This is a genomic window from Deinococcus fonticola, assembly GCF_004634215.1.
Classification (GTDB): domain Bacteria; phylum Deinococcota; class Deinococci; order Deinococcales; family Deinococcaceae; genus Deinococcus; species Deinococcus fonticola.
Genome location: NZ_SMMH01000002.1, coordinates 107,756 through 131,479, shown reverse-complemented (window position 1 = coordinate 131,479; position 23,724 = coordinate 107,756). Strand labels below are relative to the sequence as shown.

Sequence of the window (23,724 nt, the reverse complement as noted above, 5' to 3'; positions counted from 1 at the left end):
AGTGTTCTGTCACCTGGGCAGCGCTGCGGGTGGTTTGGTGCGGTGACTGTCTCAGGCGGCCCAGGGTATGAGCCGGGGGCCGGGGCGGGTCATGCGGGAATGTATCGAGGTACTGGGGCGGTATGGGCGGGCGAGCACCCCAGAACTCAGCGCGGCGGTGCTGGGCAGCAGTGAGGCGGCGTTAGGCTCGACCCGGCGAGCACTCCGGGCGCTGACGCGGCGGGGCGTGGTCGCCTGCCTGGGGTTCACGCTGGGGAATGAGCGGGTGTGGTGTCTCGCGGCTGAGCGCGACCGGTACGCGGCACCCTGGGCGACCGGTGAGGGCGCGGCGTGGTTCGTCGAGCAGTACGGGCACGGGCGGCTGGCCTGCATGGTGCGGCTGTTCAATAGCTCGCGTTACCCCCTGAGTGCTGAGCAGCGAGCGGCCCGCCCAGCGGGGGGCAGCGGTGAATGAGCCATAGGCCGGGGAAATGTACACGGCGACAGTTAAACGGCGTTTAAGGGGTGGGGCCGCCCCCTACCCCCAGGGCCCTTAAGTGTTTCACCGCTGGGCGTGTTTTCCAGTTTGTGAAACACTTAAAGGCATGTCGAGGGGGGATGGTCGAGTTATGCGCGGGGTGCTCGCGGCCCTGGGGCAGCGGGTCAGGCTGAACACGCGAGAACTCGCGGCGGAAGTGTACGGGCCGCACAACTGGACACACTCAGATGAGGTCAGCACGCGGCGGGCCCTCAGGCGGTTACACGCCCAGGGCCGCGTGTTCTGCCTGGGGTTCGATTCTTACGGCTCGCGGGTGTGGTGTCTGCCTGAGGTCGCTGGGCTGCTCACACCGCCCTGGAAGGTCAAGCGGGACGCGCTCACGCCCCCTGAGCCGGTCACGCTGGGCGAGGCCCTGGGATTGTCTGAGGGGTGGCTTATGCGGGCCTGGAATACGTCGAGGCTCTAAAAATGTCAGATATGACAAACCCCGCCCAGGTCGAGGCGGGGTGTTTTCGTCGAGTGTTTGGCAGCGCTGGGTGTGGTCAGCGGCGGCGGGCCGGGTCAAAGTCTGGGATGCGGGGAAACTGAATCACTTCATGCTCACCGTCCTGGGCGGTCAGGTGCGCGGGTGACTCGATGCCCAGCACGCCCAGCACCTCGCGCATTTTGTCCGGTCGGATAATGACCGCGACCATCTGGGGGTGGTCGAGCGTGCCCAGGTTCACGCTCAGTACACCGCCCTTTATGGCGGCGGCCTCGACCCGCTGGGCGGTGTTCTGGGTGAAGGGTGTGTTTTCCGGGTCAGTCATGGCATTTTCTCCTTTCGTCGAGGGGTCAGGCCCTCAGGCCCTCGCCCTTGCTGGGCATGAAGTCAGGCCCCGCGACCTCACGCCCTGCGAGGGCCAAGAGGGTCATCACGTGGTCAGGGTCAAGGTAAGTGTAGGAGTGAGCAGCGGCACAGAACACACCCAGCGCTGCCCCCGCCGCCCCGCGTGCCATGTTGTCAGGCAGGGCCGCGAGCAACTGGGGCGAGAGTACGGGCGACTCTAGGGCCTCATCTATCACGCCCTCACTCACCCCTGCCTGGTCGAGCACGTCACGGGCAAACCCGGCGGCCCAGGTGGTGAACACCGCGAGGGCGTTATGTGGTGCGGGGTCGAGGGTGCGGCAACTGTTCAGCATGACCCCCGCGTAGAGCAGGCCATGAGCGAAATGCGCGAGGGCTGAGCCGTCCGGGGCACGCTGCCCCCAGGCCATAGCGTTACCGCTCAGGGCGTCCCTCAGGGCGTCGAGGCTCGCGGGCATCTGGGCAGCGCTCAGGGTGGGCAAGTGAGCGGGCGGGGGCAGTTGCCCAGATTCGAGCATGACGGCTCGCACCTGGGCGGCCTGGGCGTCAGTCATTTGTTTCAGGGCGTCGAGTTGGTCAGTCATGGCGTGAACCTCTGCGGGTGGTGAAGGGCAAGAGTTTGAGCGGGCGGGGTGCTGGCCTGGGGGCCGGTGAGGGTCGAGTGATCGGGCGGGGGCGGCTGGGGCCTTTCACGCTGACCCCCTGGGGGTGTCTGAGGCCCTGAGGCTCGCGGCGGTGGTGGTCGCCCAGGTGCTCGACCGCTCTAGTTGCTCATCACTGGCAGCGTTGCCCCAGAGCAGCGTGAACGGTGCCCCGCCTGACTCGCACGGGCAGATAACCCAGTGTTCAGGGAAGTCAGGCAACCCCGCGAGGGTGAGGGCCTCATGCTCAGTCAGGGCGGTGCCGTGACTGTAACCGCCCAGGTTTGCCCCGTCAGGCACCGGGAACGGCCCCGCGTATCCCAGGGCCATAAGTGCGGCCTGACCCTCTGGGGTGTAAGGCTCGACCGCGATATAAGCGAGTCGCGCAGACTCGCGGGGTTTACCTGCCCAGATTGAGAGCGTGATGGGCTGAGTGAGGGCGGCGGGGGCGGGGGTGTCAGCGTCGAGACTGAACCGCACCGGTTTAGGTAATTTCAATTCTGGGCCGCTGCTGGGGGTGAAGGTCACATGGTCAGACTCGACCGTGACCGCGATAAGAACGGGTGAGGCGGTGGTCATGCGGGCCGCCCCAGCTCGACGGGGTGCCCGTCATACGTGCCCAGGGCCTCGACTAATTCTCTCAGGATTCGCACGGCGGGCACGTCGAGCACCTGGCGTTTACCGTCATGCTCGATGGTGAGGCGGGCACCGCCCAGGCGGGCGAGCGTGAGGCCCTCGCGCTCATCCTGGGTATTGGGCAGCGCTGGGGGGTAGGTGAGGCCCCAGGTCGCCCCGCTGGGGATATGAGCGAGGGTGACGGTGTGCCGGGTGGTGTAGCAGGCCAGAGTGAGGGCGGGGCGACCGGTCGCGGTCAGGTCGCCGGGGATGACGTGCACCGCCGCGAGGCTGACCGCCCCAGGAATGAGGGCGCGGGGCGAGCGGCGGCCCGGTGTGCCGTGATGTTTGCGGCTCACTGGGCACCCCCAGCGGTGAAGGTGTAACCCAGCGCGGCCCGCACCTGGGGCAAGAGCTCAGCGGGCACCCTCAGGGCCTCATGCCCTACGGGGTCAGTCTGCCCGTGGATACCGGTGTAAATGAGCAGCGCGTCAGCGGTCGCGGGGTCAGCGTTCAGCATGAGCAGCACGTCACACCCTGGGTACAGGCCGCCCCAGTTACTCACTGAGCCGTCTGAGCCTCGCACGGTGAAGGATAAGCGGCGGTCAATGCGGCCCGCCCCGTCTGCCTGGGGCTGGGCGTGGTCGAGGGTGAAACTGAGCACCTGGGGCACGGTGCGGGCGTCGAGCTGCACGCGGTCAGGCGGGGCGGGGGTGAACACGGGCGGGGTGTGTTCCTGCATAGCGTCAGTAAGTAGGGCGGCGAGCTGATCGCCCTGGGCGCGGTCACTCAGGCCCAGACCTGCCCAGATGTCGAGCGCGGTGAAAAGCTGGGCGCGGGTCATGCCCTGGGCCGCGTAGTGGTTGCCCCAGGCCCCCAGCGCGGGGGCGAGCAACTGGGCGAGGTGGTCATAAGCGGCGGTGGTCAGGCGTTCAGTCTGGGCGCATTTGGGGCAGCGGGGCGAGCCGTCGAGGTCAGGCAGGGCGGGCACGGTCGAGCTGCACACCTCGCACGCGACCCAGGGGGCGGGCAAGGTGCGGTCAGTCAGGGCGGGCGTTTCTTGCGTGGTCATGGGGTGCCCCCCTGCCGGTCTGCCCAGGCGCTCACGTGCTCGACCACGCGGGCCATGTGGGTATCCCTGAGGGTGCTACTGGGGGTTTTCGCGGCCTGCTGAGCTTCCTGAATGGCGGCGTTCAGGTGCGGGTCATTGAGGTCGAGAAGTTTCTTTATGCCTTCTAGCCCGGTCGCGGTGTCCTGGGCCTCTTTGCGGGTGTATTTCATGGTGTGACCTCTGGGCGGTGGTCGAGGGGGGCAGCGCTGTTAGTGTTGCTAACGGTGCCCCCAGGTCGAGCGGGGTTAGTTGCTGGGGGTGTGGTCGAGGGTGCCCAGCGGGGCCGGGTGGCCCTCACCCTCAGCACCCAGGGCGTGAAGGGTAACGAGCAGCTCTAGGGCCTGGGTTGCGTAGCAGAGCGGGGCGAGCAACTGGGCACACTCAGCGCTGCCCCAGGCGGGCAGCTCGCGGTGTGCGTAGGTGCCCAGCACGTCACGGGCGGCGGGCAGGATGTGAAACAGGTCAGGGTCAGGCGGGGCGGGCAGGTCGGTATGCTCGCCCTGGATAACGTGGCACCCCGCCCGGTCGAGGGCGTCTAGAGTCTGCTCGACCGTCTGAAGGTCTTGAGGGTTATTCAGCACCTCAGGGCGGGCGAGGATTTGCGCGAGCGCGTCACGGGCGGCGGTAAATGCGGCGGTGTGTTTCATGGTGTTTTCTCCGGTGCTGGGGGTGCCGTTTAAAACGCGACCCCCAGCGGGTCAGGCACTTATCTGGGCGGGCACGCGGCCCAGGTCGAGCAACTGACCGGCGAGCAGCACGCGGCGGGCAAAGTCGGCACGCTGGGCGGCGGTGAGGGTCGCGAGGTGCGCGAGCACCCAGCGGTGCCCGTGCTTGACCGGGGCAAAGTTCAGGGCCTCGCCCTGGGCGGTGCGGGTGATGAGCTGGGCGGCCTGGGCGTCACTGAGGGGTGAGCCGTGCGTCAGGCGGTACGGGGCAGCGCTGGGTGTGGTCATGGTCAGGTTCTCAGATTGTGAGAAGTGCGGCGGGGTGTTTCTGTCACAGAAAACGCCCCGCCCAGCACCTTTAAGCGCTCAGGCCCCAGTTGCCGTAAGCGTAGGAGCGCACCGTCTGAGCCTGCTCAGCGGTGAGGGCGGCGAGGCTGGCGACCGGCACGCCCAGCACCTCAGCGGCGGTGGTGTAGTGGTCGCGGTACCCCAGGCGGCCCAGCTCGCGGTGAAGGTCATGGGCGGCAGCTTTACCGATAACGCGGGCGGCGGGGGTGGTGTCGTCGAGAATCTCAGCGGTGACGGTCAGGGCGTTTTCACTCTGGGCGCTGCTGAGGATGCGGGCGGCGGCGAGCACGTCAGCGGGGCGACCGTTCAGAGTCGCGGTAAACCCCTGGGCGGTGCGGCTCATGGTGACGGTGTAGGTCTGAACGTCGGTGACGGTGCCGCACTCGCGGTAAGTCACGCGGGCCTGCCATGCACGGAACAGAGCGCGGGGGGTGGTGCTGCTGGGGGCGGTATCTTGCACGGTGATTCTCCTAGCTGGGGGAGTCAGAGCGCGGTCACTTTCTCAGGGGGGCCGCGTTTTCTGCTGTTTGAATAGTAACAGATTATGGGTATACTGTCAACATGAATAGAGTTCAGAACCCAAAAAGTGTTAAGGTTATGGCTATGAATGACGCGGTGAGAGCGGCTGTGAACGCTCGACTACACGAAAAACACATGAGCCGCGCTGATCTGGCGAGGGCGACCGGTTTAAGGCCCCAGGCGGTCACGCGGGCCCTAAACGGTGCTGAGGGCGGCGGTACTATTCCCCCAGCATGGGCCGCCATGCTCGACGCGCTGGGCCTCGCGTTGGTCGCGGTGCCGGTCGAGTCAGTCACGGGCGGGCCGGTGACGCTGCCCAGTGACCCCAGCGCGTTAGAGCGCGAGATAACCCAGCGGGTGAGCGCGGCGGTACGCGAGGCCCTGAGCACCCAGGCGGGCAGCGGGGCCACGCCCCAGGGTGACGGGGGCAGCGCTGGGGGGCAGGGGTGAGGCGGCCCCGTTCATTCTGGGCGGCGGTGCTGCTCGCGCTCGCGGCGGTGCTGCTGCTCGACTGGGTAGGCTGGCCCGCGTGGAGCCTCGCGGGTAGTGCGGCGGTGCTGTTTGTGCGGGCCTGGGTGGACTTCTAAACGCGGCCCCCTGACGCCCTGAACCCTCAGCACTTCACTTAAAGCCGTTATAAGTGAACGGCAAACCTGAACCCCCAGCACCTCGACCGGCTGGGGGCGTTTTTCGTGACCTTACGAAAATGACCGCGAGCACCTGGGCGTTAGGATTCGTTAGGTTTTCCCCTCTTTTTTAGGTGTCTAAGTTGTCAGGTTTGGCCCAGGTTTTTAGCGTATGGGCGAGGCTCTAAGCGGCTCAGCACGCTTACACCCCCCCCCGCTCTATAGGGGTTTTCGTCGAGCGCCTGGGCGGTGACGGGGTAAGCCTGACTTAGCCCCCCCCGTCACCGCCTGACGCCCAGGGCCCCGCCCCGCCGCGTCACTGACTGACGTGCCCAGGTGTAAGGGACTTCCTACCGGCAGTGGTGAAAAGCTGGGCGAGTTTCAGAATCTGAAACTTTCAGGCCCTCACGCGGCCCCAGGCTGGGCGGTGAAAAATCGAGAGGCTACAGGTACAGGAACACGCCCCCCAGGGGTAAAGGTGCCCAGGGGCGGGGGTTGGATTTGAAGTCTGAACCCCGCGCCGTGCGGGGCGGGCTGGGCGTTTTGTTCTGGCATTTTCTGGCATGGCCCGCCCCCCTGACCTGCTCAGGCTGGGGCAGCGCTGGGAGGTTAAACGAAATAATTTCGTTTTGCCTGCCGCCCGTGTGCGCGTGGGGCTGACGGAACAAGTGGAAATAATTTCCGTTTGATTCCGGTCACGCCCGCGTGCGCGTGGGGCTGGGGGCATAACGTTGGCGAAATAATTTCGCCAACGTGTCGCGCCCGTGTGCGCGTGGGGCTGCCACGTACGGAAATAATTTCCGCACGTCAACCCAGGTTGCGCCCGTGTGCGCGTGGGGCTGACTACAGGAGGGGTCTGCAAATTTGCAGAGGGCACACTGCGCCCGTGTGCGCACGGGGCTGACGGGGGAAAACCAACGAAATAATTTCGTTCTGCCTGCTGCCGCCGCCCCCCTGATCTGCTCATGCTGGGGCAGCGCTGGGGGGTGCCTCGACCCGCTGAGTGAGTAGGAGTAGCCGTTAGGTTTTAGGGGGTAGCGGTCGAGTCGGTTTTTACCCATAACTTCTACTGTTTTTTGCCGTCCCAGAGGGGTGATTGAGTAGCCGTTAGGTTTCAGGGGTTTTATTTCGCCCTAGTGTGTGTGTGCTTTTTACCCTCGCGGGTAAAATGGTCAAAACGCCGTCTAGGACTACATATATAAATATATATATATATCTAAAAAATGCCTTATAGAAAACACCCCCCTAAAACCCCCTGAAACCTACTCGCTACTCAGCAACCTACCCAGCACCTCACCCCCAGCGCTGCCCAGTTCAGGCGGTACGCTGGGGGGCATGGCGGCAACTGGGCAGGGCAAACGGGCAAAGAGGGGGCAGGGCGAGGGCAGTTATACGCGGCTGCCTGACGGTCGCGTGAGGTGGCGCGTTCATGTCACGTCAGAGGCGGGTGAGCCCAGGTCATTTAGCGGCACCGCCCAGAACATGACCGCCGCCCGCGCTGCGGTGACTGAGGCGAGGCGGTACGCGCTGCGGGGCGACCTGCCCCCTAAAGAGGCCCTGACGGTCGAGCAGCTCATTACGGAGTACATCGAGGCCCGCGAGCGGTCAAACGGCATCAAGCAGCGCACCGCGTTTGATTACCGCTACTCGCTGGGGCATTACATAGCGCCCAGTCTGGGGCCCCTGAGGGCCCAGAAAGTCACCCCCGCGAGACTGCGGGAGTATTTCGACGGGCTGGGCGAGGGCGCGACCGGCGAGCGCACGCGGGGCAAGGTGTACGCCCTGCTGCGGGCCGCGTACCGCTGGGGGCTCAGACAGAACCGGGTCGAGTATGACCCTACGCTGAGCGGTCGCCCGGAACGCCTGACCACGCGGGGCCCCGCTCGACCTAAGGCGTTCACCCCAGATGAGGCGGTGAAGTTTTATGAGGCGGCACGGCTCGACCGCTGGGGGTGGCCTCTGGCGTTCATGCTGGCGACCGGTACGCGGCCCGGTGAGGCCCTGGGCCTGAAATGGTCGAGTGTGACCTTTAAGCCTGACGGCTCAGCGGTGGTGAAGATCGAGAGCACGCGGGGCGTGATGGGCGGCACGGTCTACGAGGACACCCCTAAGACCGCGAGCGGTGAGCGCACCGTCACGGTGACGGGCAGCGCTGCCCAGGTGCTCAGGGATTCGAGGGCCCAGCAAGAGCGCGAGAGTCAGGCGCGGCTCAGGCACAACGGGCGAGCGTACACGGTCACTGACTATGTGTTCACCTCGCGGGCAGGTACGGGCTGGCGGCCTGACAATCTCAGGCGACCTATGGGGCGGCTGTGCGAGGCGGTGGGGGTGACTAAACTCTCACCGCATAAGCTCAGGCACTCCTACGCTTCACTCATGGCAGCGCGGGGTGTGCCGGTCGAGGTGCTCAGCGCTCAGTTAGGGCACAGTAACGCGAGCGTGACCCGTGACGTTTACCGGCACGTGTACGACGTTGAGCGCGAGGGCCTGACGTTTGACCCGGTGCCCCAGGCCCCCCGCGAGGTAAAGCGGGTCACGGTCAAGGCGCGGCGGGCGACCGCTCGACCGGCCCAGGCTGCCCCCCCAGCGCTGCCTAGCAAACCCAGGCGGGCAAAGTGAGGCGGGGCGGGGGCGGTTTGCAAAGTGTTTGCAAATCCCGCCCCGCGCTGGGGTCAGATGGTCGAGAGGCAAAACAGAACCCCCGCGCTGGGCGGGGGTTTTTATTGGAGCCGAGGGTCAGAGTCGAACTGACGACCTACTGATTACGAATCAGTTGCTCTACCACTGAGCTACATCGGCCTTTGCAGGCGGCACTTTCGCGTGAGCAGGAAGCGCAGGGATAAAAATAAGCTATGCGGGGGGCGTTGTCAAACCGTGCTGAAGGGCGGCCCGCACGGTTCCGGCCAGGTACAGGCTGCCGGTCACCAGCAGGGTGCCGCCTGCCGGGGTGAGCATCAGGGCGGTCTTCAGGGCGTCGTCGGGCCGGGGAACGCACAGTCCGCCATGCGTGGTGGCCAGGTCGGCAGGAGGTGTGGCCAGGTCACCTGGGGCCGTGAACACATACTGACCCGCCAGGGCCAGCAGGGGGGCCAGGGTGGCAGCGGTGTCCTTGCGGGCCAGGTTGCCGAACAGCAGTACGTCGGCCTGAGGCACCGCTGCGGCCAGAGCGCGGGCCGCGTGGGGGTTATGGGCACCGTCGATCAGGACAGTTTTTCCACCGATTTCAAAGCGTTCAAGGCGGGCGGGGTGCGTGGCGCCCAGGGCCGCTTCGATTCCACTGGCGTAGCCCAGGGTGCGGAGGGTGGCGGCGGCCAGCGCGGCGTTGGACTGCTGGTGCGGCCCGGTCAGGCTGGGCAGGTAAGGAAGTTGAAAAAGCGTCGGATGCGTGGCGGGGGTCAGCACGGTCACGCCGCGTCTCTGCGCTTCACGCTGCACGGCGCTCAGGCCCTCCCCCGTGGCCGTGGTCAAGAACGGCACACCGGGTAACGCAGCCCCGGCTTTGTCGGTGGCAATGTCCTGGACGGTGTGCCCCAGCACGCCCATATGATCCAGGTCGACGTTGGTGAGGCTCACTGCAACCACGTTCCGGAGGGCCTGCGTGGCGTCCGACACGCCGCCCACCCCGGCTTCCATGACAGCTATGTCCACACCTTCTTCCGCGAACACCTGGCTGGCGAGGGCCAGCGTCAGGTCGAAGAAAGCCGCGTCCGGCGCATGCTCTTTGGCCCACCCGATGAAGTGCGCTGTGCGGGAAGGGTCGAGGTTCACGCCGTTCACGCGGATGCGCTCCTCGTACTCGTGCAGGTGCGGGCTGGTGAACCGCCCCACGCGCACGCCGGTCGCCAGCAGACCCGCCTCCAGCATGGCGCAGGTGCTGCCCTTGCCGTTCGTGCCGATTACGCGAATGGACTGGAACTTCCCGTCCGGTGTGCCCAAACTGTCCAGCAGGGCCCGCGCTCCCTGTGGGCCACGCCCACGGCCCGCGCGGGTACGCGAGAACAACCAGTCGTAATCGGGAAGGGAAGCGTCAGGCACGCCCCTCAAGGTAGCAAGATTGCCGGGTGTGCGCGAAAGCCAGGGGCAGTCGTGAGGGGTAATGGGAAAAACAAGATCGGGACGTCGTTTTTCCCGTTACCCGAACCCAGCCAACCCTTTACCCCGGCTGGGGCACTGCGGTGGCCGGGTCGGCGAGTTTGAGGGCGGCGGCGTGCATCATATGTACCCCCGTTTCCAGGCTCTGCTCGTCAATGGTGAAACGCGGGTGGTGATGCGGCCAGCGGCTGTCGGAGGTGTCGCTGCCCGAGCCGACGTTGAAGTAAGCGCCGGGGGCTTTTTCCAGGTAGGCGCTGAAGTCCTCGCCCCCCATGGTAGGTTTGGACACCTGGAAGTGCTCGGGGCCCACCTCGGCCAGGGCCACATCGCGCAGGATATCGGCCACCCAGTCGGTGTTGATCAGGGGCCGGTAGCCGAATTCGTAACGCAGGTGGTAGCTGGCCCCGTGCGCGTCGCACACGCCCTTGATGACCCGCTCAATGAGTTTAGGAGCCTGCTGGCGCAGTTCCGGGCTGAAGGTGCGCACCGTGCCCATCAGTTCGGCGCTGTCGGGGATGACGTTGTGGGTGGTGCCGGCCTGGAACTTGGCGATGGTGACGACCAGCGAGTCCAGCGCAGAGATGTTGCGGCTGACGATGTGCTGAAGGTTGGTGACGACCTGTGCCCCCACGGCGATGGGGTCGACGGTCTCCTCGGGGTGGGCACCGTGGCCGCCTTTGCCCTGAATGGTGAGTTCGATCATGTCCGGGGAGGCCATGAACGCGCCGGGTTTTACAGCCACCATCCCCGCAGGCAACTGGCTGTTCAGGTGCAAGCCGGTCACCACGTCCACACCGTCCATCAGGGGCGTGTCCATGACGAGTTCCTCGGCGCCGCCGGGGCCGAATTCCTCGGCGTGCTGAAAGATCATGCGAATTTCGCCGGGAACGTCCTGCGCCTGTTCACTCAGCATTCTGGCGGTGCCCAGCAGAATGGCGGTGTGCCCATCGTGACCGCAGGCGTGCATGACGCCCTCGTTCTGCGACTTGAACTCGAAGTCGTTTTCCTCGGTGATGGGCAGCGCGTCGATATCGGCCCGCAGCAGCACCGTGCGCCCTGGCTTGCCACCTTTCAAGACGGCCAGAACGCTCGTTTTGGTGGGGCGCGTGACCGTCAGGCCCGGCATCTTGTTCAGTTCGTCGAAGATGTACTGACTCGTCTGAACTTCCGCGAAGCCCACTTCGGGGTGCATGTGCAGGTGACGTCGCCAGGCGACCAGTTGTTCGCGCAGGGCCGTGACCCTTTCCTGAGTTGCAGTCATGCCCTAAGTTAGCGCCTTTCGGTTCGCCAGGTCTGCTCGCGCCGCCACGGTTTATAGGCAGGGAAACGTGCCACAGTGCCGCCGACGAGTGCCAGAAAACAGGCCGCGCTGAAGAGTGAACAGGCCGCGAACGAGAGGGAGCCGCCGCACACCTTCGTACCGCCGCCAGGCGCTTGCGGGACGCAGAAATTCCACGCCAGGCCGCGCACCTGCCTGTCACGCGAGGGCACATGGTGCCTGCCCAGCGGGTTATGAACGACCTTGCTATGAGGCACGCAGCCGACGACTGCCGAAAAACAACCACGCCGCAGATGAACGGCCTTGAGTGACGCTTCAGCAACTTTTCTTCTTCATGTGTCGTAATGGGGGCATGAGAAACGTTCTGTTCCGTCAACTGGCCAAGAAAGGCAAACTGGGCAAACTCCTGGTCATGGCCCCCATCGCGCTGGAAGTCGCCAACCTGATGCGCCAGACCCAGAAGGCAAAGCAGGGCAAGTATGCAAAGGCCCGCAAACGCGACAAGGCGTTCGATTTTGCGCTGGATCAGGCCAACCGCCTGATGGGCAAGAAAAAACCCGCCAAACGCCGCTGGTTCTGAAACGGGTCATACGGCTTTGAATCTGCTGCCCTGGCCGCGCGCCGGGGCTTTTTTACGCCTCGAACAGCCAGGCGTCCCCCGCCCTGAGCCACGCGGAAAAACTCTCATGGCCCCATGCCCCTTGGCCCTTCCCTGAGACTCCGCCTGTGCGCCCGGCCCACCCCATAAATTCAGGGGATGGATCTGCGTACCGGTCGCGCTTACTGGCCCATTCACAACGGACTGATGCACACTTACCCGCCCCTGCAAAAAGACGAGCGGGCAGACGTGCTGGTGATCGGCGCGGGCATTACCGGGGCGCTGTGCGCCGACGAACTGACGAAAGCGGGCCTGGACGTGGTGATGCTGGACACGCGCGACGCCGCGTTCGGCAGCACCAGTGCCAGCACAGCCCTGTTGCAGTACGAGATCGACACCAACCTGGTGGACTTGATTCCCATGATCGGGCAGGCGCAGGCGGAGCGGGCCTACCAGCTCTGCCGCAAGTCCATCGACACCGTTCGGCACATGGTCACGGAATTGCCGGACGACTGCGGGTTCCGGCAGCGCGGCAGCCTGTACTACGCCAGCCACCGCCGCGACGTCCGCCTGTTGCAGGCCGAGTGCGAAGCCCGCCGCCGGGCGGGGCTGGAGGTGCACCTGCTGGAGGGCGCGGACGTGAAAAAGCAGTTTGGTCTCGCGGCCCCGGCGGCGCTGTTCAGTGAGGCCGGGGCCGAGATCGACCCGTACCGCCTGGCACAGCACCTGCTGTGGCGCGTGCAGAGGCGCGGCGCAAGGGTGCATGACCGCACGCGTGTCATGCGGCTGGACGAGGACAGGCACGGCCTGAGCGCCCACACCGAGCGCGGGTTCAAGGTGCGTGCCCGCTGGGTGCTGGTCGCCACCGGCTACGAGGCTGAGCAGTTCCTGGACAAGCGCCTGGCGCAGCTGAAGAACAGTTACGCGCTGGCCAGCGAACCCCTCGAAGACGAATTGTGGCCCAGCGGCTGCCTGATCTGGGAAACGGCCCGCCCGTACCTGTACGCCCGCACCACCGCCGACGGGCGCGTGATCGTGGGCGGCGAGGACGACGACTTCCACAGCCCCGCCCGCCGCGAGCGGGCACTGGCGGGCAAGGCCCGGAAACTGGAACGGAAACTGGAGAAGTTGCTGCCGCACCTGCATCTGGAAACAGCCTTCGCCTGGGCCGGCACCTTCGGGGAAACGAAGGACGGCCTGGCCTTCATTGGGCCAAAACATCAGAATGCCCACCTCCTCTTTGCCCTGGGGTACGGCGGAAACGGCATCACCTACAGCGTGCAGGCGGCCCGGATGCTCACGGCCCACATTCAGGGCCACACCGACCCGGACATGGCCATTTTCCGGCTGGACAGGTAAGCCCAACTCCGATGGAAGCGTTGATAAAACGGTTCAATCCGGGCGAAGCGAGAAGGAGCAAACAGGTTCCAGACGTGGAGTGAACGAACTGGTGACGTTCCAGTGGGTGAACGAAACAAACGGAAGCCTTATAAAGCTGAAACCGTCCCGTGGCCCACGGTCAGGTTTTTATCTGGGTGCGCTCATGTGCGGCCCGTAGGCTCGGCACATGCGTGCGGTTTCTCTTCTTACTTTCTTTTCGCTCGGCGCGGCCTCGGCCCAGACACTTGTGCCACTGGATTCCCGCCCGGCCACCCGGGTCTTGCCGGCGCTGATAGCTGGCCTGAAGGGCGACACGGTTCAGGTTCCGGCGGCGAAAGTGCTGGGAAACGCGGAAAGGGGCGCTGACCCGGCGGCTTTAACGGCCTGGTTGGCGCAGCAGCCCGCGAACGAACCCCTGATCGTGGCGCTGGACGCCCTCGCTTACGGCGGCCTGGTTCAGTCGCGCACCAGCCCCCTGAGCGCCGCCGAGGCCGTAACACGCCTGCAACCCCTACGCGACTGGCAGCAGCGTACCGGGCAGCCTGTGTTCGCGTTCATTACCCTGCCGCGTGAACCCGAAGCCACCGACCGCGCCCGCAACCTGGAAGTGATACGCCAGATGATGACCTGGGCCAGAGAAGGCGTGTTCAGGGAATTGCACGTCACCTGGGACGACGCCCTGCCCGGCAGTCCCGCCCCGCAGGAAGGCGCGGCGCTGGCAAAGGACGCGCCCGCCAATGTCCACGTCTACCCCGGCGCGGACGAGGTGCTGAGCATGCTCACCGCCCGCGCCACCGCGCCAGGCGAAAAGAAAGTGAAGCTGGTCTACAGCGACCCGCAGGCCGCCACGGCCGTCATGAAATACGAGGGCATTTCCCTGACCCGCAGCGCCGAGAACCACGCGCTGGGCAGCGGTTTTACTGTGGCGCAGGCCAGCGAGACGCCTGACCTGACCCTCTTCGTGTTCAATGGTGGTGACCCGCGCCGCGCCGCCATCCAGATCAGCGGCCTGCAACGCCAGGGGCCCGTGGCGGTGGCCGACGTGGCGCAGGTGAACCTGGGCAACACCCGCTTGTGGAAAGACCTGTCGACCCTACGCCAGAGTGCCAACCTGCTTGCGTTGGCCGCCTGGGGCACGCCCGGCAACAACCTGGGCACCGCCCTGGCGCACGCTAAAGTTGCCCTGGACGGCGCGAACCCCATCCGCCAGGACGCCCTGCTGGCCCGCGAGTACGCCAACGACGTGATCTACAGCGCCGAGCTGCGGGCCGCCCTGCGAAAAGCCATTCCCGAAAAAGACCTGAACACGCCCGCCGCCCAGGCAAAACTGCTGTCCCTGGCCCGCGACCACTTTCCCCTGCGCCTGGGCGACACGTACACCATTGCCGACGCCAGCCTGCCTTGGGGCCGATCATTCGAGTGGGACTTCGATCTGGAGAGCAAGTAAGGGCGGCAAGGCCGCGCCTCAGCCTGCCGGCGCGCAGGTTGTCCTTCTCATTCTATCGGTGGATGAGTTTCGCTGGGCTTTTCGGTGCTCAGGAGGAGGGCGGCGCCGATGACCAGGGCCGCGCCCACCAGGGCCAGGGCCGCCAGGCGCTCTCCGAACAGCAGGGCGGCGAGGCTGGCCGCGACGACGGGTTCCAGACTGGCGATGACGCTGGCGCGGGTGGCAGGCAGGTGCTTCAGGCCGGCGCTGTACGCGAGGTAAGCGAAATAGGTGCAGAGCAGCGCCAGCCCCGCGAGGCTGAGCCAGGCGGCGGAGGTTTTGGCCGTGAAATGCACGAAGGGCAGCAGGCCGACGGCACCGATGGAGAGGGCCACGGCGTAGAGGGCGGCGGGGGTGTAGCGGCCAAAGAACGTTTTGCCGTACAGGTAATACAGGCTGTACGTGAACCCGGCGGTGAGGCCGTAGGCGAGGGCAGGGGCGCTGACGGTGACGCCCTGCCCGCCGCCGAGACTGATCAGGGCGATGCCGCCGAGGGTGCCCACGACGGCCACCATTTCGCGGCGGCCCAGTTTTTCGCGCAGGAAGGCCCAGCCCAGCAGGGCCACAAAGGCGGGGGCAGTGTACAGCAGGACGCTGGCGAGGCTGGCCCCGCCGGAGCGCACGGCAAGCTGGTAAGCGCCGTAAAAGACGCTGACACCCAGCAGGCCGAACCCGGCGGTAACCCATAGGTCTTTGCCGCGGGGCAGGGGGGCGCGGGTGACGCCGGCGTGCAGGCCGAACAGCAGGCCAGCCAGGGCCGCGCGCCAGAACGCGACTTCCAGGGGCGTGACGCCGGCGGTCTGGGCGTTCTTGCCGAGGATGCCCAGCAGGCCCCACAGCACGGCGGCTATAAGGATGTAAATGGGAGCGGGCAGCAGCGGGCGCGCGGTCTGGTCACGTGTAGTCTGATTGCGCGGGGTCTGGCTCATGGGCGCGGAGTGCGCCACAGGCGCAAGGTCGCCACAACGGTCAACAGGACGCCCAGCCCACCCAGTCCGAACAGCAGCAGGGGCCGGATGTCGCGGGCGCGGCCCACCGGCGCCAGAATGCGGGTGGTGTAGACAGTGTAGTCGCCTTCCGGGGCCAGAACGTCCACAGGAACAGGCGGGTTGGCGCGGGCGGTGCTCAGGGCGCTGGGGCTGGCCTGCGCGCTGGGCAGCAGCAAACCTGTTTTGCTGAAGGGCGTGTAGAAGCTGCTGGTCAGCCAGTAGCCGTACTTTCCGGCAGGAATACTGGTGCTGATGACCAGGGTGGTGCCTTCCACCGACACCTGCGGCGGGTCTTGCGGGGTCAGGGCCTTGCCGTCGGCCCCCGCACTTTCCATGCTGGCGTGCCCACCGGCCACGCGGATGTGGTAGTGCCAGCCTTCGTTCACGCTGAGGTTGAGATCCGGCAGGTCGTTCGCGCCGCCCAGGCCGGCTTTTACGAAAAGGTCCGTGACGCCGGCGGAGGAGCCGCCCGGCAGGTTCCAGGGGTTTTGCATCGAGCCGAAACTGATGCGGAAGGTCATGGTTTTTCCCTGCCGCTGGGCCGTGAATTCACGCAGGTCAAGGGCGTCGGCGGACACGGCGGGGCGGGTGGGCAGAACGTAACTGCCGTCCCCGTGCGCGTCCCCGATGGGGTCAGTGAATGTGAAGGTCAAGGCGGCAAGCAGCGGGCCGAACACGCCAGCGAGTATAGGCGTTGAGCCAGAAGAGGCGGGGCAGGCGCGTCAGGGTATTAGGCTGGGGGCATGTTGCGGGCGCGGGTGCTGGGAAAACCGGGACAGGACAATGCCCTGTGGGTCACGGCCGACAGCGGGCAGGGCCTGACGCGCCTGCTGCTGGATTGCGGCGGCCGGACGCTGGAAGGCGTGCCGGTCAGTGAAATCGCTCAGGTGGATCACCTGCTGTTCAGCCACCTGCACATGGATCACGTGGCGGGCTTCGATGATTTTTTCCGCGTGAACTTCGAGCGCACGGCCAGAGAGAACCACGTGTGGGGGCCGCCGGGCACCGCGCGGATCATGGGCCACCGCTTCCGGGGGTACTGGTGGAATCACGCGCCGGACATCCGGGGGACGTGGTGGGTTCATGAGATTCACGGGGAACAGGTGCAGTCCTGGCGCTTCGAGGCGCACGAGGCCTTCGAGGTGATGCACAGCGCGGGAACGCGCCCCCACGCGGGAACCGTGCTGGACACTCCACAGGTGAGCGTGCAGGCCGTGCCGCTGCTGCACCAGGGCGTGAGCCTGGGGTACGTGCTGCGCGAGCCGCCGCGGGTCAACGTGAATACGGCGCGCCTGGTGGAACTGGGGTTGCGGGGCGGGCCGTGGCTGGCGCAATTGAAAAGCGGCGTGGCGGGTGACCTGGACGTGAACGGAGTGCAGTGCAGCGCACAGACCCTTCGGCATCTGCTGGAGGTCGAGCCGGGTGACAGCGCCGCCTACTTCACGGATTTCCTGCTGAGCGGCGCGCAGCGGGAGCGGCTGGCCCTGATCCTGTCTGGGGTAAAGACGCTGTTCATGGAAGGGCAGTATGCCCCGGAGGACGAGGAACTGGCCCTGAAAAACCATCACACCACCGTGCAGCAAGGTGCCCTGCTGGCCGAACAGGCGGGCGTCGAAGCCCTGGTGCTGCTGCACCTGTCGCGCAGGTACGACGCCGCCAAATGGGCCGGGATGTTGCGGGCCGCGCAGGACATCTTCCCCGCCGCCCGCTTTCCGGCAGAGTGGCTTTAAGCCAGGTCGGCGCAGGCGGCGCCTCAGCAGGCCGCGCTGAAGTCAACGTGACCTTTCTACTTTTTGCAGAGCCCAGCGGGCGAAGTCTTTCAGGGCCAGCGTCAGCAGGGTCAGGAACAGCGCCGGCCACACCAGCTGTTCGGGGGTGTCCAGCCAGCTCCAGCGGAAGAAACTGACCAGTTGCCCCAGGTCGGCGTTCAGCGGCAGGGCCTGGATGTCCTGCACCAGGTCGAGGCCGTCGGTAAAGGCCACCGTGAGGGTAGGCTGGTCGTGGAAACCCAGGGCACCAAGTTCCATCAGCCACAGGAACAGGGCGCTGAGCACGGTGGCGATGATGACGGGAAAGCTGGGCCACAGGTGCGGCAGCAGGTGGCGGCGCAGAATTTGCCAGGAGCCGCCGCCCAGGGCCAGGGCGCCCTCCACGAAGGGCTGGCGCAGGATGGTGGCGGCCCGCACCGCCACGAGCCGCGCCGTGAGCAGCGCTGCGCCCAGCACCAGCACCAGCCGGAAAGCCGACTTGCCCAGCAGCAGCACCAGCGCCAGCAGCACGATGATCTCGCTGGACAGCGGCGGCAAGCGGCGCTGCCAGGCCAGCCACAAGCCCAGCAGCACGCCGGGCAGCCACCCGAAAGCCAGCACACTCAGGGCGATCTGCAAGGAGCGCCAGAGGCCGCGCTGATTCAGGCACAGCGCGTCGCGCCCGAAGCGGTCGGTGCCCAGGGGGGCGGCCCGCTGCCCGGCACGGAGCGGCGGCGTCAGCAGGTCTGCGCCGCCCAGAGAAACGGCGTCTACCTGCACGGCCGGGTTCTGCACCGCCGGGCTCCGGGGCACCATGGCCCGCTGCGGGCAATCCTGGCGCGGGGCCAGCAGCGCGAACAGCAACAGGGGCAGCAGTAGCCAGCGCACTAGTGGGCCTCCTCGCCACTGCGCGGGCGCGGGTCGAGGCGGGCCGCCAGCCCCTGATAAAACAGCGTGGCCAGGACGCCCAGCAGCAGCCACAGCAGCAGCGCCGCCGCGAGGGTCTGCTGCGCCAGCGGGTCAGCGGCGCTGGACACGGTGTCCCCGGCGCCGCTCAGGGCACCTTGCAAGGCCAGGGACACGCTGTTGCCCAGGCCGGGAAATTGTAGGAGGCCCTCCATGATCACCAGCGCCAGCGCCAGGCCCAGCGCGTCCCCCCCCAGTCCGGCGGCCCGTTCCGGCAGGGCCACCCGCCGCGCCTGGGCCTGTATCCGCGCTTCCGGCAGCCCCATGGCGCGGGCCGTGCGGGTGTAATCGGCACCCAGCGCCTCGCGCCGCACCTGCCCGGTCGCCAGGGCCACCCGCGCGGCCACCGGCAGCGCCAGAGAAGCCGTGTACAGGCCCAGCATCACGGGTGACCAGGGGGTCAGCGGGAAATCCAGGCCGCGGGCCACCGTGAATGTCACGCCTGCCCACACGCCCAGTGCCAGCAGCAAAAAAGGCGGAATCCCCTCCATGAACCACAGCAACGGACGCGCCCAGCGCGACAGGAGGGTCACCAGCAGCCACGCCAGCCCCAGCCCGCCCAGCAGGTACGCGCCCGTCAGCAAAGCCTGCGGCCCCACCTGCGTGAATACCTCGGGCCGCAGCAGCCCCAGCAGTTGCGCCGGATACGAGGCCACCCGCTCAGGCAGCGCCACCTTGCGCTCCAGGCCCATCAGGAGCACGAAGTGCAGCGCCAGCACCTGCAAGGCAGGCCACCAGCGCATCAGGAAAATTCACCAGCAAGAGGCATGCCCCAGTGTAAAGCGCAGCTTACGACTGGCTGATGCTCAACCTGCCGTTCTTTTACTCTCCTTTAACCGATTGTGTCGATGCTGCCCTTCACCCCGGCGATACGCTGGGTGAACGAGCACCTGCAAGGCAGGTCGCCCGTACCAGGAGGCCCTTCATGAATGAGCCGGACAGCAAGATCCTTCTCGTCACGCCCGAACAACCTGGTGATCATGACCACGCCGACGATGACTTCACGCACCTGGGCCTGGCTGCCGACACGAACATGATGAGCCGCAGCGTCCTGGATCGCCGCCGTCTGCTGAGCCTCGGGGCCATTGGTGTCGGCACACTGCTCGGCGCAACCGCCTCGGCCAGCATCCTGGGTGGCGGTGGTCGCCCGCCCATGCCTCCCGGCGGAATGCCACCAGGCGGCCCTGGCGGCCCCGGTGGTGGCCCTGGCGGTCAGGGGGACGCGGCCACCATCAAGAGCGCAGACGGGCAGTGCAGCACCCTTCCTACCGAAACGCAGGGGCCTTACCCCGCCGACGGCAGCAGCGCGTCCGGGCAGACGAAGAACATCCTGGAGAACTCCGGCATTGTTCGCAGTGACGTGAAACGCAGCACCGGAACGGGCCACTCCACCGCAGGCGTGCCCCTGACCCTGACGCTGCAACTGGTGAACGTGAACGGCAACTGCGCCCCGCTGGCCGGGCACGTCATTTACATCTGGCACTGCACCGCTGCGGGCGAGTACAGCCTTTACAGCCAGGGCATCACTGCCGAGGATTACCTGCGCGGCGTGCAGGTCACCGACGCCAATGGCAAGGTCACGTTCAAGACCATTTACCCCGGTTGTTACGCCGGGCGCTGGCCTCACATTCACTTCGAGATTTACCCCAGCCTGGCCGCCGCCGTGAAAGGCAACGTGGACAGGAACGTGACCCTGGTCTCGCAGATTGCCCTGCCCGAAAAGGAAAGCCGCGCCGTGTACGCCGACAAGCGTTACACGGGCAGCACCCGCAACCTGAACGCCATTACCCTCGCCACGGACAACGTGTTCAGCGACGGAGCAAAAGCGCAGACACCAACCATCAGCGGCAACGCCACCAGCGGGTACTCGTGCAACATCACGGTCGGGATTCAAGGCTGAAATAAGACTGAACTGAATCGCTCAGACAGCACGGAATAAACCTGTGATACGGGTCTGAACTCTATTCCGCCCATCCGGGAACAGCACCCGAATGTGCTCTGCTGCGCAGTTTTACAAGTCCACACCGTCCAGAACCGTATTTTCTCCCACTCACTCTGTTCGGAAAATAGATTGGATGCGCCATCTATTTTTCGGAGTGGTATGAAGTCATGCTCTAGCCTGGGGCATGACTTTTGCTGTGTTCGATTCGCACATGCACACGCCCCTGTGCGGGCACGCCAGCGGTACGCCCAGAGAGTACGCGCAGGCTGCGCTGGACGCCGGGCTGGACGGGGTGTGCTTCACGGACCACATGCCCATGCCCGCGTGGTACGACGCGCCCTGGCGCATGAAGCTCGAGCAGTTGCCGCAGTACATCGAGGACATTCGGGCGGTACAGGCCGAGTTCGCCGGGAAACTGGACGTGCGGCTGGGCCTGGAGGCCGACTTTCACCCTGGCACGGAGCGGTTTGTGGAGCACGTCCTGAATTTGCACGACTGGGATTACGTGATCGGCAGCATTCACTACATTGGCGCGTGGGGTTTCGACAACCCGGAATTTGTGGACGAGTACGAGAACCGTGAGCTGGACACGCTGTACCGCGATTACTACGCGCTGGTAGAGGGGGCGGCCCGCTCGGGGCTGTTCGACAGCCTGGGGCACCTGGACTTACCGAAGAAGTTCGGGCACCGCGACCCGAACGGCCTGTACGCCCTGCACGCGCTGGACGTGGTGGCCACGCAGGGGCTGGCGCTGGATTTCAACACGGCGGGCTGGCGCAAGCCGGTGGCCGAGGCGTACCCGGCCCCCGACCTGGTGCGGGCCGCCACCGAGCGCGGCATTCCCTTCGTGCTGGGCAGCGACGCCCACAAACCGGAAGAAGTGGGGCACCGCTTCACCGACGCCATCAAGGAAATCAATGACGTGAACGGCAGAATCGTGAACTTCAAGGGACGGGCGCGGCACGGGTAGACTGTAAATATGACTGACCCTGCCTTCAAGGCCATGAGCGTTGAAGAGTACCTGCGCTCAGAGGAGAACAGCCCCATCAAGCGCGAGTACGTGGCGGGCTTCGTGTACCCGCTTCACGCGCAGGCTGGCGTGACTCGTGGGCATTCGATGATCGCCATGAACATCGCCGCCACCTTGCACCCGCAGGCCAGAAAACAGGGCTGCCGACTTCACCTGTCGGACATGCGCCTTCGCATCGAGGAGCAGAATACTTTCTATTACCCGGACGTGATGCTGGTGTGCGACACGAAAACAGGCGGCAACCTGGCGGAAACCGCGCCATGTCTGCTGGTAGAAGTGCTGTCGGAAAGCACGGCGCAGGTAGACAGAGTGGGGAAATACGCCATGTACACCGGCCTGCCCAGCTTGCAAACGTACCTGCTCGTGCATCAGGACGAGCGGCGCGTTGTGGAATACACGCGGAACCCTGAGCACCCCACTCAGTGGGACATGCGCGAGGTCATTCAGGACGGGAAACTGAGTATTCCGTGCCTGGGCGTGGCGCTGACGCTCGATGACATTTTTGATGGCGTACTCGACGCTCAAAGTAGCTGACCGCCCGTGTTCCTGCGTCACGGGTAAGCTGTCCTCATGTCGGTTCCTTCTCGGAAGTCGCTGGTGGGTGCGCTGGAGCGCACGGCGGATGTGCTGGACATCCTGGGTGAGGATGAATTCAGGTCGAAGGCGTACCGCAGTGCGGCGCGGAGCCTGGAGGGCCTGGCGGAGGACACGCCCGAGTTGCTGATGCGGGGCTTCGCGGGTATTCCACGGGTGGGGAAAAGTCTGGCCGGCGAACTGGTGGCGTTCGTACAGACCGGGCGGCTGGCGGCGCTGGAGGAAGCGGCGGCGCAACTGCCGCCGGGCTTACTGGACTTGCTGAACGTGCGCGGGCTGGGGCCGAAGAAGATCAGGGCGCTGTGGGAGTCGGGGGTGGATTCGCTGGAGGGCCTGCGGGGGGCCTGCGTGAGCGGCCGCGTGGCAGGGCTCAAGGGCTTTGGCGCCAAGAGTGCCTCGTCCATTCTGGAGAACGTGGAGTTCGTGCTGGAGGCCCGGCAGCGCCAGCACCTGAGCACCGGGCTGGATGTGGCTGAGGAACTGCTGGCACGGCTCCCGGGCCTGGAGCCGCGCCTGGCCGGAGACGTGCGGCGCGGGCTGGAGACCGTTCGCACCGCCCGCGTGACCGTGACGGGAACGGCGCAGGACGTGACCGCAAAACTGGCGGGATTCGTGGACGACCTCGCCCCGGTAGAGAAAAAACCCGTGCTGGCCGGGACGGTGGACGGCGTGCCGGTGGAGGTGGCTTATGCTCCGGCGCAGGTGCGCGGCGCCCTGGACCTGATGATGGGCGGCAGTACGCACTACCGCGAGGCCCTGCGGGCCGCAGCGAAAGAAAAAGGATTCGACCTGTCCGGGCGCGGCCTCAAGCGCGGTGAGGAAGTGCTGTCCACGCCGTCCGAAGAGGACGTGATGCGGGAACTGGGCCTCCCCTACCGTCCGCCGGAATACCGCGAGGCCGAGCACGACGACGTGTGGCCGACGCTGCCTGCACCGCAGGAGTTGGTTCGGGTATCCGACCTGCGCGGCATGATTCACACGCACTCCACCTGGTCGGACGGCACGGCCAGCATCGCGGACATGGCGGCGCAGGCGCTGCGGCTGGGACACGAGTTTCTGGGCACCGGGGACCACTCGCGGGCAGCGCATTACGCGAACGGACTGAGCATCGAGCGGCTGCAGGCGCAGCTCAGGGAAGTGCGGGAGTTGCAGGCGGCGGGCGTGCCGCTGGTGGCGGGGGCCGAGGTGGACATTCTGGAGGACGGCACACTGGACTACCCGGACGACGTGCTGGCCGAGCTGGATTACGTGGTCGCCAGTGTGCACAGCCACTTCACGCTGGACAGCGAACGGCAAACGCAGCGGCTGGTGCGGGCGGCGTCTCATCCGCTGGTAACGGTGCTGGGCCACCCCACCGGGCGCCTGCTGCTGCGCCGGGGCAGTTACGCCCTGGATCTGGACGCGGTGATGGCCGCCTGCGCAGCGGCCGGCACGGTGGTGGAGATCAACGCCAACGCCGCCCGCCTGGACGTGGACTGGCGCGTGGCGCTGCGCTGGCGTGACCGCGTGAAGTTTGCCATCAACACGGACGCGCACGTCCTCGGGGGCTTACAGGATGCCCGTTACGGCGTGCTGGTGGCCCGCAAGGCCGGCCTGACCCCCGCGCACGTGGTCAATACCCTGTCACGCGGGGACTTCCTGGAGTTCGTGGCCCGGCAACGCGCCGCCCGAAGCTGAGCAGATCGAGTCATACCACTCCGAAAAATAGATTGCGCATCCAATCTAGTTTTCCGAACGGAGTGAGAGAGTGGCTGGCGGGTACAGTTACGG

28 protein-coding genes and 1 tRNA gene are annotated in these 23,724 nt (G+C 66.1%); 13 read left to right on the top strand and 16 right to left on the bottom strand.

What is annotated here, in order from left to right; all coding sequences use genetic code 11:
• Nucleotides 1–67: 67 nt before the first annotated feature.
• Together E5Z01_RS02000 and E5Z01_RS01995 are read left to right on the top strand one after the other, a co-directional pair.
• Entirely contained in the window at nucleotides 68–454 is a 387-nt protein-coding gene (locus E5Z01_RS02000; protein WP_135227836.1) for a hypothetical protein, read from the top strand.
• A 130-nt stretch (nucleotides 455–584) separates the two neighbouring features.
• On the top strand, nucleotides 585–944 hold the full coding sequence (locus E5Z01_RS01995) for a hypothetical protein (protein ID WP_167757719.1): 360 nt from the start codon (nucleotides 585–587) through the stop codon (nucleotides 942–944).
• A 76-nt stretch (nucleotides 945–1,020) separates the two neighbouring features.
• Here E5Z01_RS01995 and E5Z01_RS01990 read toward each other — a convergent pair whose 3' ends face one another.
• From E5Z01_RS01990 to E5Z01_RS01950, 9 genes are all read right to left on the bottom strand, one after another.
• Complete coding sequence (locus E5Z01_RS01990; protein WP_135227835.1) at nucleotides 1,021–1,287, bottom strand: hypothetical protein; 267 nt, start codon at nucleotides 1,285–1,287, stop codon at nucleotides 1,021–1,023.
• A gap of 25 nt (nucleotides 1,288–1,312) precedes the next feature.
• Entirely contained in the window at nucleotides 1,313–1,909 is a 597-nt protein-coding gene (locus E5Z01_RS01985) for a hypothetical protein (protein ID WP_135227834.1), read from the bottom strand.
• 105 nt (nucleotides 1,910–2,014) lie between these two features.
• Nucleotides 2,015–2,545, bottom strand: coding sequence for a hypothetical protein (locus E5Z01_RS01980; RefSeq protein WP_135227833.1), 531 nt, complete (start codon nucleotides 2,543–2,545; stop codon nucleotides 2,015–2,017).
• Complete coding sequence (locus E5Z01_RS01975; RefSeq protein WP_135227832.1) at nucleotides 2,542–2,940, bottom strand: hypothetical protein; 399 nt, start codon at nucleotides 2,938–2,940, stop codon at nucleotides 2,542–2,544. The genes E5Z01_RS01980 and E5Z01_RS01975 overlap by 4 nt, the downstream gene beginning before the upstream one ends.
• Nucleotides 2,937–3,653, bottom strand: coding sequence for a hypothetical protein (locus tag E5Z01_RS01970; protein ID WP_135227831.1), 717 nt, complete (start codon nucleotides 3,651–3,653; stop codon nucleotides 2,937–2,939). Before E5Z01_RS01970 ends, E5Z01_RS01975 begins: the two co-directional genes overlap by 4 nt.
• Complete coding sequence (locus E5Z01_RS01965) at nucleotides 3,650–3,862, bottom strand: hypothetical protein (protein ID WP_135227830.1); 213 nt, start codon at nucleotides 3,860–3,862, stop codon at nucleotides 3,650–3,652. The genes E5Z01_RS01970 and E5Z01_RS01965 overlap by 4 nt, the downstream gene beginning before the upstream one ends.
• A 75-nt stretch (nucleotides 3,863–3,937) precedes the next feature.
• Entirely contained in the window at nucleotides 3,938–4,339 is a 402-nt protein-coding gene (locus E5Z01_RS01960) for a hypothetical protein (protein WP_135227829.1), read from the bottom strand.
• A 51-nt stretch (nucleotides 4,340–4,390) separates the two neighbouring features.
• A complete protein-coding gene (locus E5Z01_RS01955; RefSeq protein ID WP_135227828.1) occupies nucleotides 4,391–4,645 on the bottom strand; it encodes a hypothetical protein in 255 nt (84 codons plus the stop codon).
• Nucleotides 4,646–4,715: 70 nt separating this feature from the next.
• A complete protein-coding gene (locus E5Z01_RS01950; RefSeq protein ID WP_240738133.1) occupies nucleotides 4,716–5,165 on the bottom strand; it encodes a hypothetical protein in 450 nt (149 codons plus the stop codon).
• A gap of 194 nt (nucleotides 5,166–5,359) precedes the next feature.
• Between E5Z01_RS01950 and E5Z01_RS01945 the strand changes: the two genes are divergently transcribed.
• The 3 genes from E5Z01_RS01945 (at nucleotide 5,360) to E5Z01_RS01940 (ending at nucleotide 8,469) form a co-directional block, all read left to right on the top strand.
• Nucleotides 5,360–5,674, top strand: a complete 315-nt coding sequence (locus tag E5Z01_RS01945; protein ID WP_167757718.1) for a helix-turn-helix domain-containing protein — start codon at nucleotides 5,360–5,362, stop codon at nucleotides 5,672–5,674.
• Complete coding sequence (locus E5Z01_RS19360) at nucleotides 5,671–5,811, top strand: hypothetical protein (RefSeq protein ID WP_167757717.1); 141 nt, start codon at nucleotides 5,671–5,673, stop codon at nucleotides 5,809–5,811. Before E5Z01_RS01945 ends, E5Z01_RS19360 begins: the two co-directional genes overlap by 4 nt.
• Before the next feature lie 1,374 nt (nucleotides 5,812–7,185).
• Nucleotides 7,186–8,469 (top strand): tyrosine-type recombinase/integrase, encoded by a 1,284-nt coding sequence (locus tag E5Z01_RS01940; RefSeq protein ID WP_135227827.1) that lies wholly within the window; start codon nucleotides 7,186–7,188, stop codon nucleotides 8,467–8,469.
• Between the two features lie 105 nt (nucleotides 8,470–8,574).
• Here the strand turns inward: E5Z01_RS01940 and E5Z01_RS01935 are convergent.
• The 3 genes from E5Z01_RS01935 to E5Z01_RS01925 form a co-directional block, all read right to left on the bottom strand.
• Nucleotides 8,575–8,649, bottom strand: a tRNA-Thr gene (locus E5Z01_RS01935).
• 51 nt (nucleotides 8,650–8,700) lie between these two features.
• On the bottom strand, nucleotides 8,701–9,894 hold the full coding sequence (locus E5Z01_RS01930) for a glutamate ligase domain-containing protein (protein WP_420810824.1): 1,194 nt from the start codon (nucleotides 9,892–9,894) through the stop codon (nucleotides 8,701–8,703).
• A 109-nt stretch (nucleotides 9,895–10,003) separates the two neighbouring features.
• A complete protein-coding gene (locus E5Z01_RS01925) occupies nucleotides 10,004–11,203 on the bottom strand; it encodes a M20 family metallopeptidase (protein WP_135227825.1) in 1,200 nt (399 codons plus the stop codon).
• Between the two features lie 370 nt (nucleotides 11,204–11,573).
• Here E5Z01_RS01925 and E5Z01_RS01920 point away from each other — a divergent pair, with 370 nt between their 5' ends.
• From E5Z01_RS01920 to E5Z01_RS01910, 3 genes are all read left to right on the top strand, one after another.
• Nucleotides 11,574–11,801, top strand: a complete 228-nt coding sequence (locus E5Z01_RS01920; RefSeq protein WP_135227824.1) for a hypothetical protein — start codon at nucleotides 11,574–11,576, stop codon at nucleotides 11,799–11,801.
• 177 nt (nucleotides 11,802–11,978) lie between these two features.
• Nucleotides 11,979–13,178: an NAD(P)/FAD-dependent oxidoreductase gene (locus E5Z01_RS01915; protein WP_135227823.1), complete on the top strand. Its 1,200-nt coding sequence runs from the start codon at nucleotides 11,979–11,981 to the stop codon at nucleotides 13,176–13,178.
• A gap of 208 nt (nucleotides 13,179–13,386) precedes the next feature.
• On the top strand, nucleotides 13,387–14,646 hold the full coding sequence (locus E5Z01_RS01910) for a DUF4127 family protein (RefSeq protein ID WP_135227822.1): 1,260 nt from the start codon (nucleotides 13,387–13,389) through the stop codon (nucleotides 14,644–14,646).
• Nucleotides 14,647–14,693: 47 nt separating this feature from the next.
• Here the strand turns inward: E5Z01_RS01910 and E5Z01_RS01905 are convergent, their stop codons facing one another.
• Together E5Z01_RS01905 and E5Z01_RS01900 are read right to left on the bottom strand one after the other, a co-directional pair.
• Nucleotides 14,694–15,614: a DMT family transporter gene (locus E5Z01_RS01905; RefSeq protein WP_135227821.1), complete on the bottom strand. Its 921-nt coding sequence runs from the start codon at nucleotides 15,612–15,614 to the stop codon at nucleotides 14,694–14,696.
• Nucleotides 15,611–16,351, bottom strand: coding sequence for a glucodextranase DOMON-like domain-containing protein (locus E5Z01_RS01900; protein ID WP_240738132.1), 741 nt, complete (start codon nucleotides 16,349–16,351; stop codon nucleotides 15,611–15,613). Before E5Z01_RS01900 ends, E5Z01_RS01905 begins: the two co-directional genes overlap by 4 nt.
• Nucleotides 16,352–16,417: 66 nt before the next feature.
• On the opposite strand from E5Z01_RS01900, the gene E5Z01_RS01895 reads away from it, so the two are divergent.
• Nucleotides 16,418–17,404, top strand: a complete 987-nt coding sequence (locus E5Z01_RS01895) for an MBL fold metallo-hydrolase (RefSeq protein ID WP_135227819.1) — start codon at nucleotides 16,418–16,420, stop codon at nucleotides 17,402–17,404.
• A 42-nt stretch (nucleotides 17,405–17,446) separates the two neighbouring features.
• Here E5Z01_RS01895 and E5Z01_RS01890 read toward each other — a convergent pair whose 3' ends face one another.
• A complete protein-coding gene (locus tag E5Z01_RS01890; RefSeq protein WP_135227818.1) occupies nucleotides 17,447–18,310 on the bottom strand; it encodes a hypothetical protein in 864 nt (287 codons plus the stop codon).
• Complete coding sequence (locus E5Z01_RS01885; RefSeq protein WP_135227817.1) at nucleotides 18,310–19,131, bottom strand: ABC transporter permease subunit; 822 nt, start codon at nucleotides 19,129–19,131, stop codon at nucleotides 18,310–18,312. The genes E5Z01_RS01890 and E5Z01_RS01885 overlap by 1 nt, the downstream gene beginning before the upstream one ends.
• A gap of 182 nt (nucleotides 19,132–19,313) precedes the next feature.
• Between E5Z01_RS01885 and E5Z01_RS01880 the strand changes: the two genes are divergently transcribed.
• The 4 genes from E5Z01_RS01880 to E5Z01_RS01865 all read left to right on the top strand — a co-directional run bounded on the left by E5Z01_RS01880 (nucleotide 19,314) and on the right by E5Z01_RS01865 (nucleotide 23,631).
• Nucleotides 19,314–20,288, top strand: coding sequence for a dioxygenase family protein (locus E5Z01_RS01880; RefSeq protein ID WP_240738131.1), 975 nt, complete (start codon nucleotides 19,314–19,316; stop codon nucleotides 20,286–20,288).
• 226 nt (nucleotides 20,289–20,514) lie between these two features.
• Nucleotides 20,515–21,300, top strand: a complete 786-nt coding sequence (gene hisJ / locus E5Z01_RS01875) for a histidinol-phosphatase HisJ (RefSeq protein WP_135227816.1) — start codon at nucleotides 20,515–20,517, stop codon at nucleotides 21,298–21,300.
• 9 nt (nucleotides 21,301–21,309) lie between these two features.
• Nucleotides 21,310–21,894, top strand: a complete 585-nt coding sequence (locus tag E5Z01_RS01870; RefSeq protein ID WP_135227815.1) for a Uma2 family endonuclease — start codon at nucleotides 21,310–21,312, stop codon at nucleotides 21,892–21,894.
• Between the two features lie 36 nt (nucleotides 21,895–21,930).
• On the top strand, nucleotides 21,931–23,631 hold the full coding sequence (locus E5Z01_RS01865; protein WP_135227814.1) for a helix-hairpin-helix domain-containing protein: 1,701 nt from the start codon (nucleotides 21,931–21,933) through the stop codon (nucleotides 23,629–23,631).
• Nucleotides 23,632–23,724: the final 93 nt, after the last annotated feature.

Bases quoted from the DNA above. Each gene is read 5' to 3' on its own strand.
- E5Z01_RS01960 (WP_135227829.1), bottom strand. From the start codon at position 4,339: ATGAAACACACCGCCGCATTTACCGCCGCCCGTGACGCGCTCGCGCAA.
- E5Z01_RS01895 (WP_135227819.1), top strand. From the start codon at position 16,418: ATGTTGCGGGCGCGGGTGCTGGGAAAACCGGGACAGGACAATGCCCTG.
- E5Z01_RS01940 (WP_135227827.1), top strand. From the start codon at position 7,186: ATGGCGGCAACTGGGCAGGGCAAACGGGCAAAGAGGGGGCAGGGCGAG.
- E5Z01_RS01945 (WP_167757718.1), top strand. From the start codon at position 5,360: ATGAGCCGCGCTGATCTGGCGAGGGCGACCGGTTTAAGGCCCCAGGCG.
- E5Z01_RS01880 (WP_240738131.1), top strand. From the start codon at position 19,314: ATGAATGAGCCGGACAGCAAGATCCTTCTCGTCACGCCCGAACAACCT.
- E5Z01_RS01995 (WP_167757719.1), top strand. From the start codon at position 585: ATGTCGAGGGGGGATGGTCGAGTTATGCGCGGGGTGCTCGCGGCCCTG.
- E5Z01_RS01865 (WP_135227814.1), top strand. From the start codon at position 21,931: ATGTCGGTTCCTTCTCGGAAGTCGCTGGTGGGTGCGCTGGAGCGCACG.
- E5Z01_RS01925 (WP_135227825.1), bottom strand. From the start codon at position 11,203: ATGACTGCAACTCAGGAAAGGGTCACGGCCCTGCGCGAACAACTGGTC.
- E5Z01_RS01915 (WP_135227823.1), top strand. From the start codon at position 11,979: ATGGATCTGCGTACCGGTCGCGCTTACTGGCCCATTCACAACGGACTG.
- E5Z01_RS01905 (WP_135227821.1), bottom strand. From the start codon at position 15,614: ATGAGCCAGACCCCGCGCAATCAGACTACACGTGACCAGACCGCGCGC.
- E5Z01_RS01965 (WP_135227830.1), bottom strand. From the start codon at position 3,862: ATGAAATACACCCGCAAAGAGGCCCAGGACACCGCGACCGGGCTAGAA.
- hisJ (WP_135227816.1), top strand. From the start codon at position 20,515: ATGACTTTTGCTGTGTTCGATTCGCACATGCACACGCCCCTGTGCGGG.
- E5Z01_RS01970 (WP_135227831.1), bottom strand. From the start codon at position 3,653: ATGACCACGCAAGAAACGCCCGCCCTGACTGACCGCACCTTGCCCGCC.
- E5Z01_RS01955 (WP_135227828.1), bottom strand. From the start codon at position 4,645: ATGACCACACCCAGCGCTGCCCCGTACCGCCTGACGCACGGCTCACCC.
- E5Z01_RS01920 (WP_135227824.1), top strand. From the start codon at position 11,574: ATGAGAAACGTTCTGTTCCGTCAACTGGCCAAGAAAGGCAAACTGGGC.
- E5Z01_RS01985 (WP_135227834.1), bottom strand. From the start codon at position 1,909: ATGACTGACCAACTCGACGCCCTGAAACAAATGACTGACGCCCAGGCC.
- E5Z01_RS02000 (WP_135227836.1), top strand. From the start codon at position 68: ATGAGCCGGGGGCCGGGGCGGGTCATGCGGGAATGTATCGAGGTACTG.
- E5Z01_RS01980 (WP_135227833.1), bottom strand. From the start codon at position 2,545: ATGACCACCGCCTCACCCGTTCTTATCGCGGTCACGGTCGAGTCTGAC.
- E5Z01_RS01910 (WP_135227822.1), top strand. From the start codon at position 13,387: ATGCGTGCGGTTTCTCTTCTTACTTTCTTTTCGCTCGGCGCGGCCTCG.
- E5Z01_RS01870 (WP_135227815.1), top strand. From the start codon at position 21,310: ATGACTGACCCTGCCTTCAAGGCCATGAGCGTTGAAGAGTACCTGCGC.
- E5Z01_RS01990 (WP_135227835.1), bottom strand. From the start codon at position 1,287: ATGACTGACCCGGAAAACACACCCTTCACCCAGAACACCGCCCAGCGG.
- E5Z01_RS01885 (WP_135227817.1), bottom strand. From the start codon at position 19,131: ATGCGCTGGTGGCCTGCCTTGCAGGTGCTGGCGCTGCACTTCGTGCTC.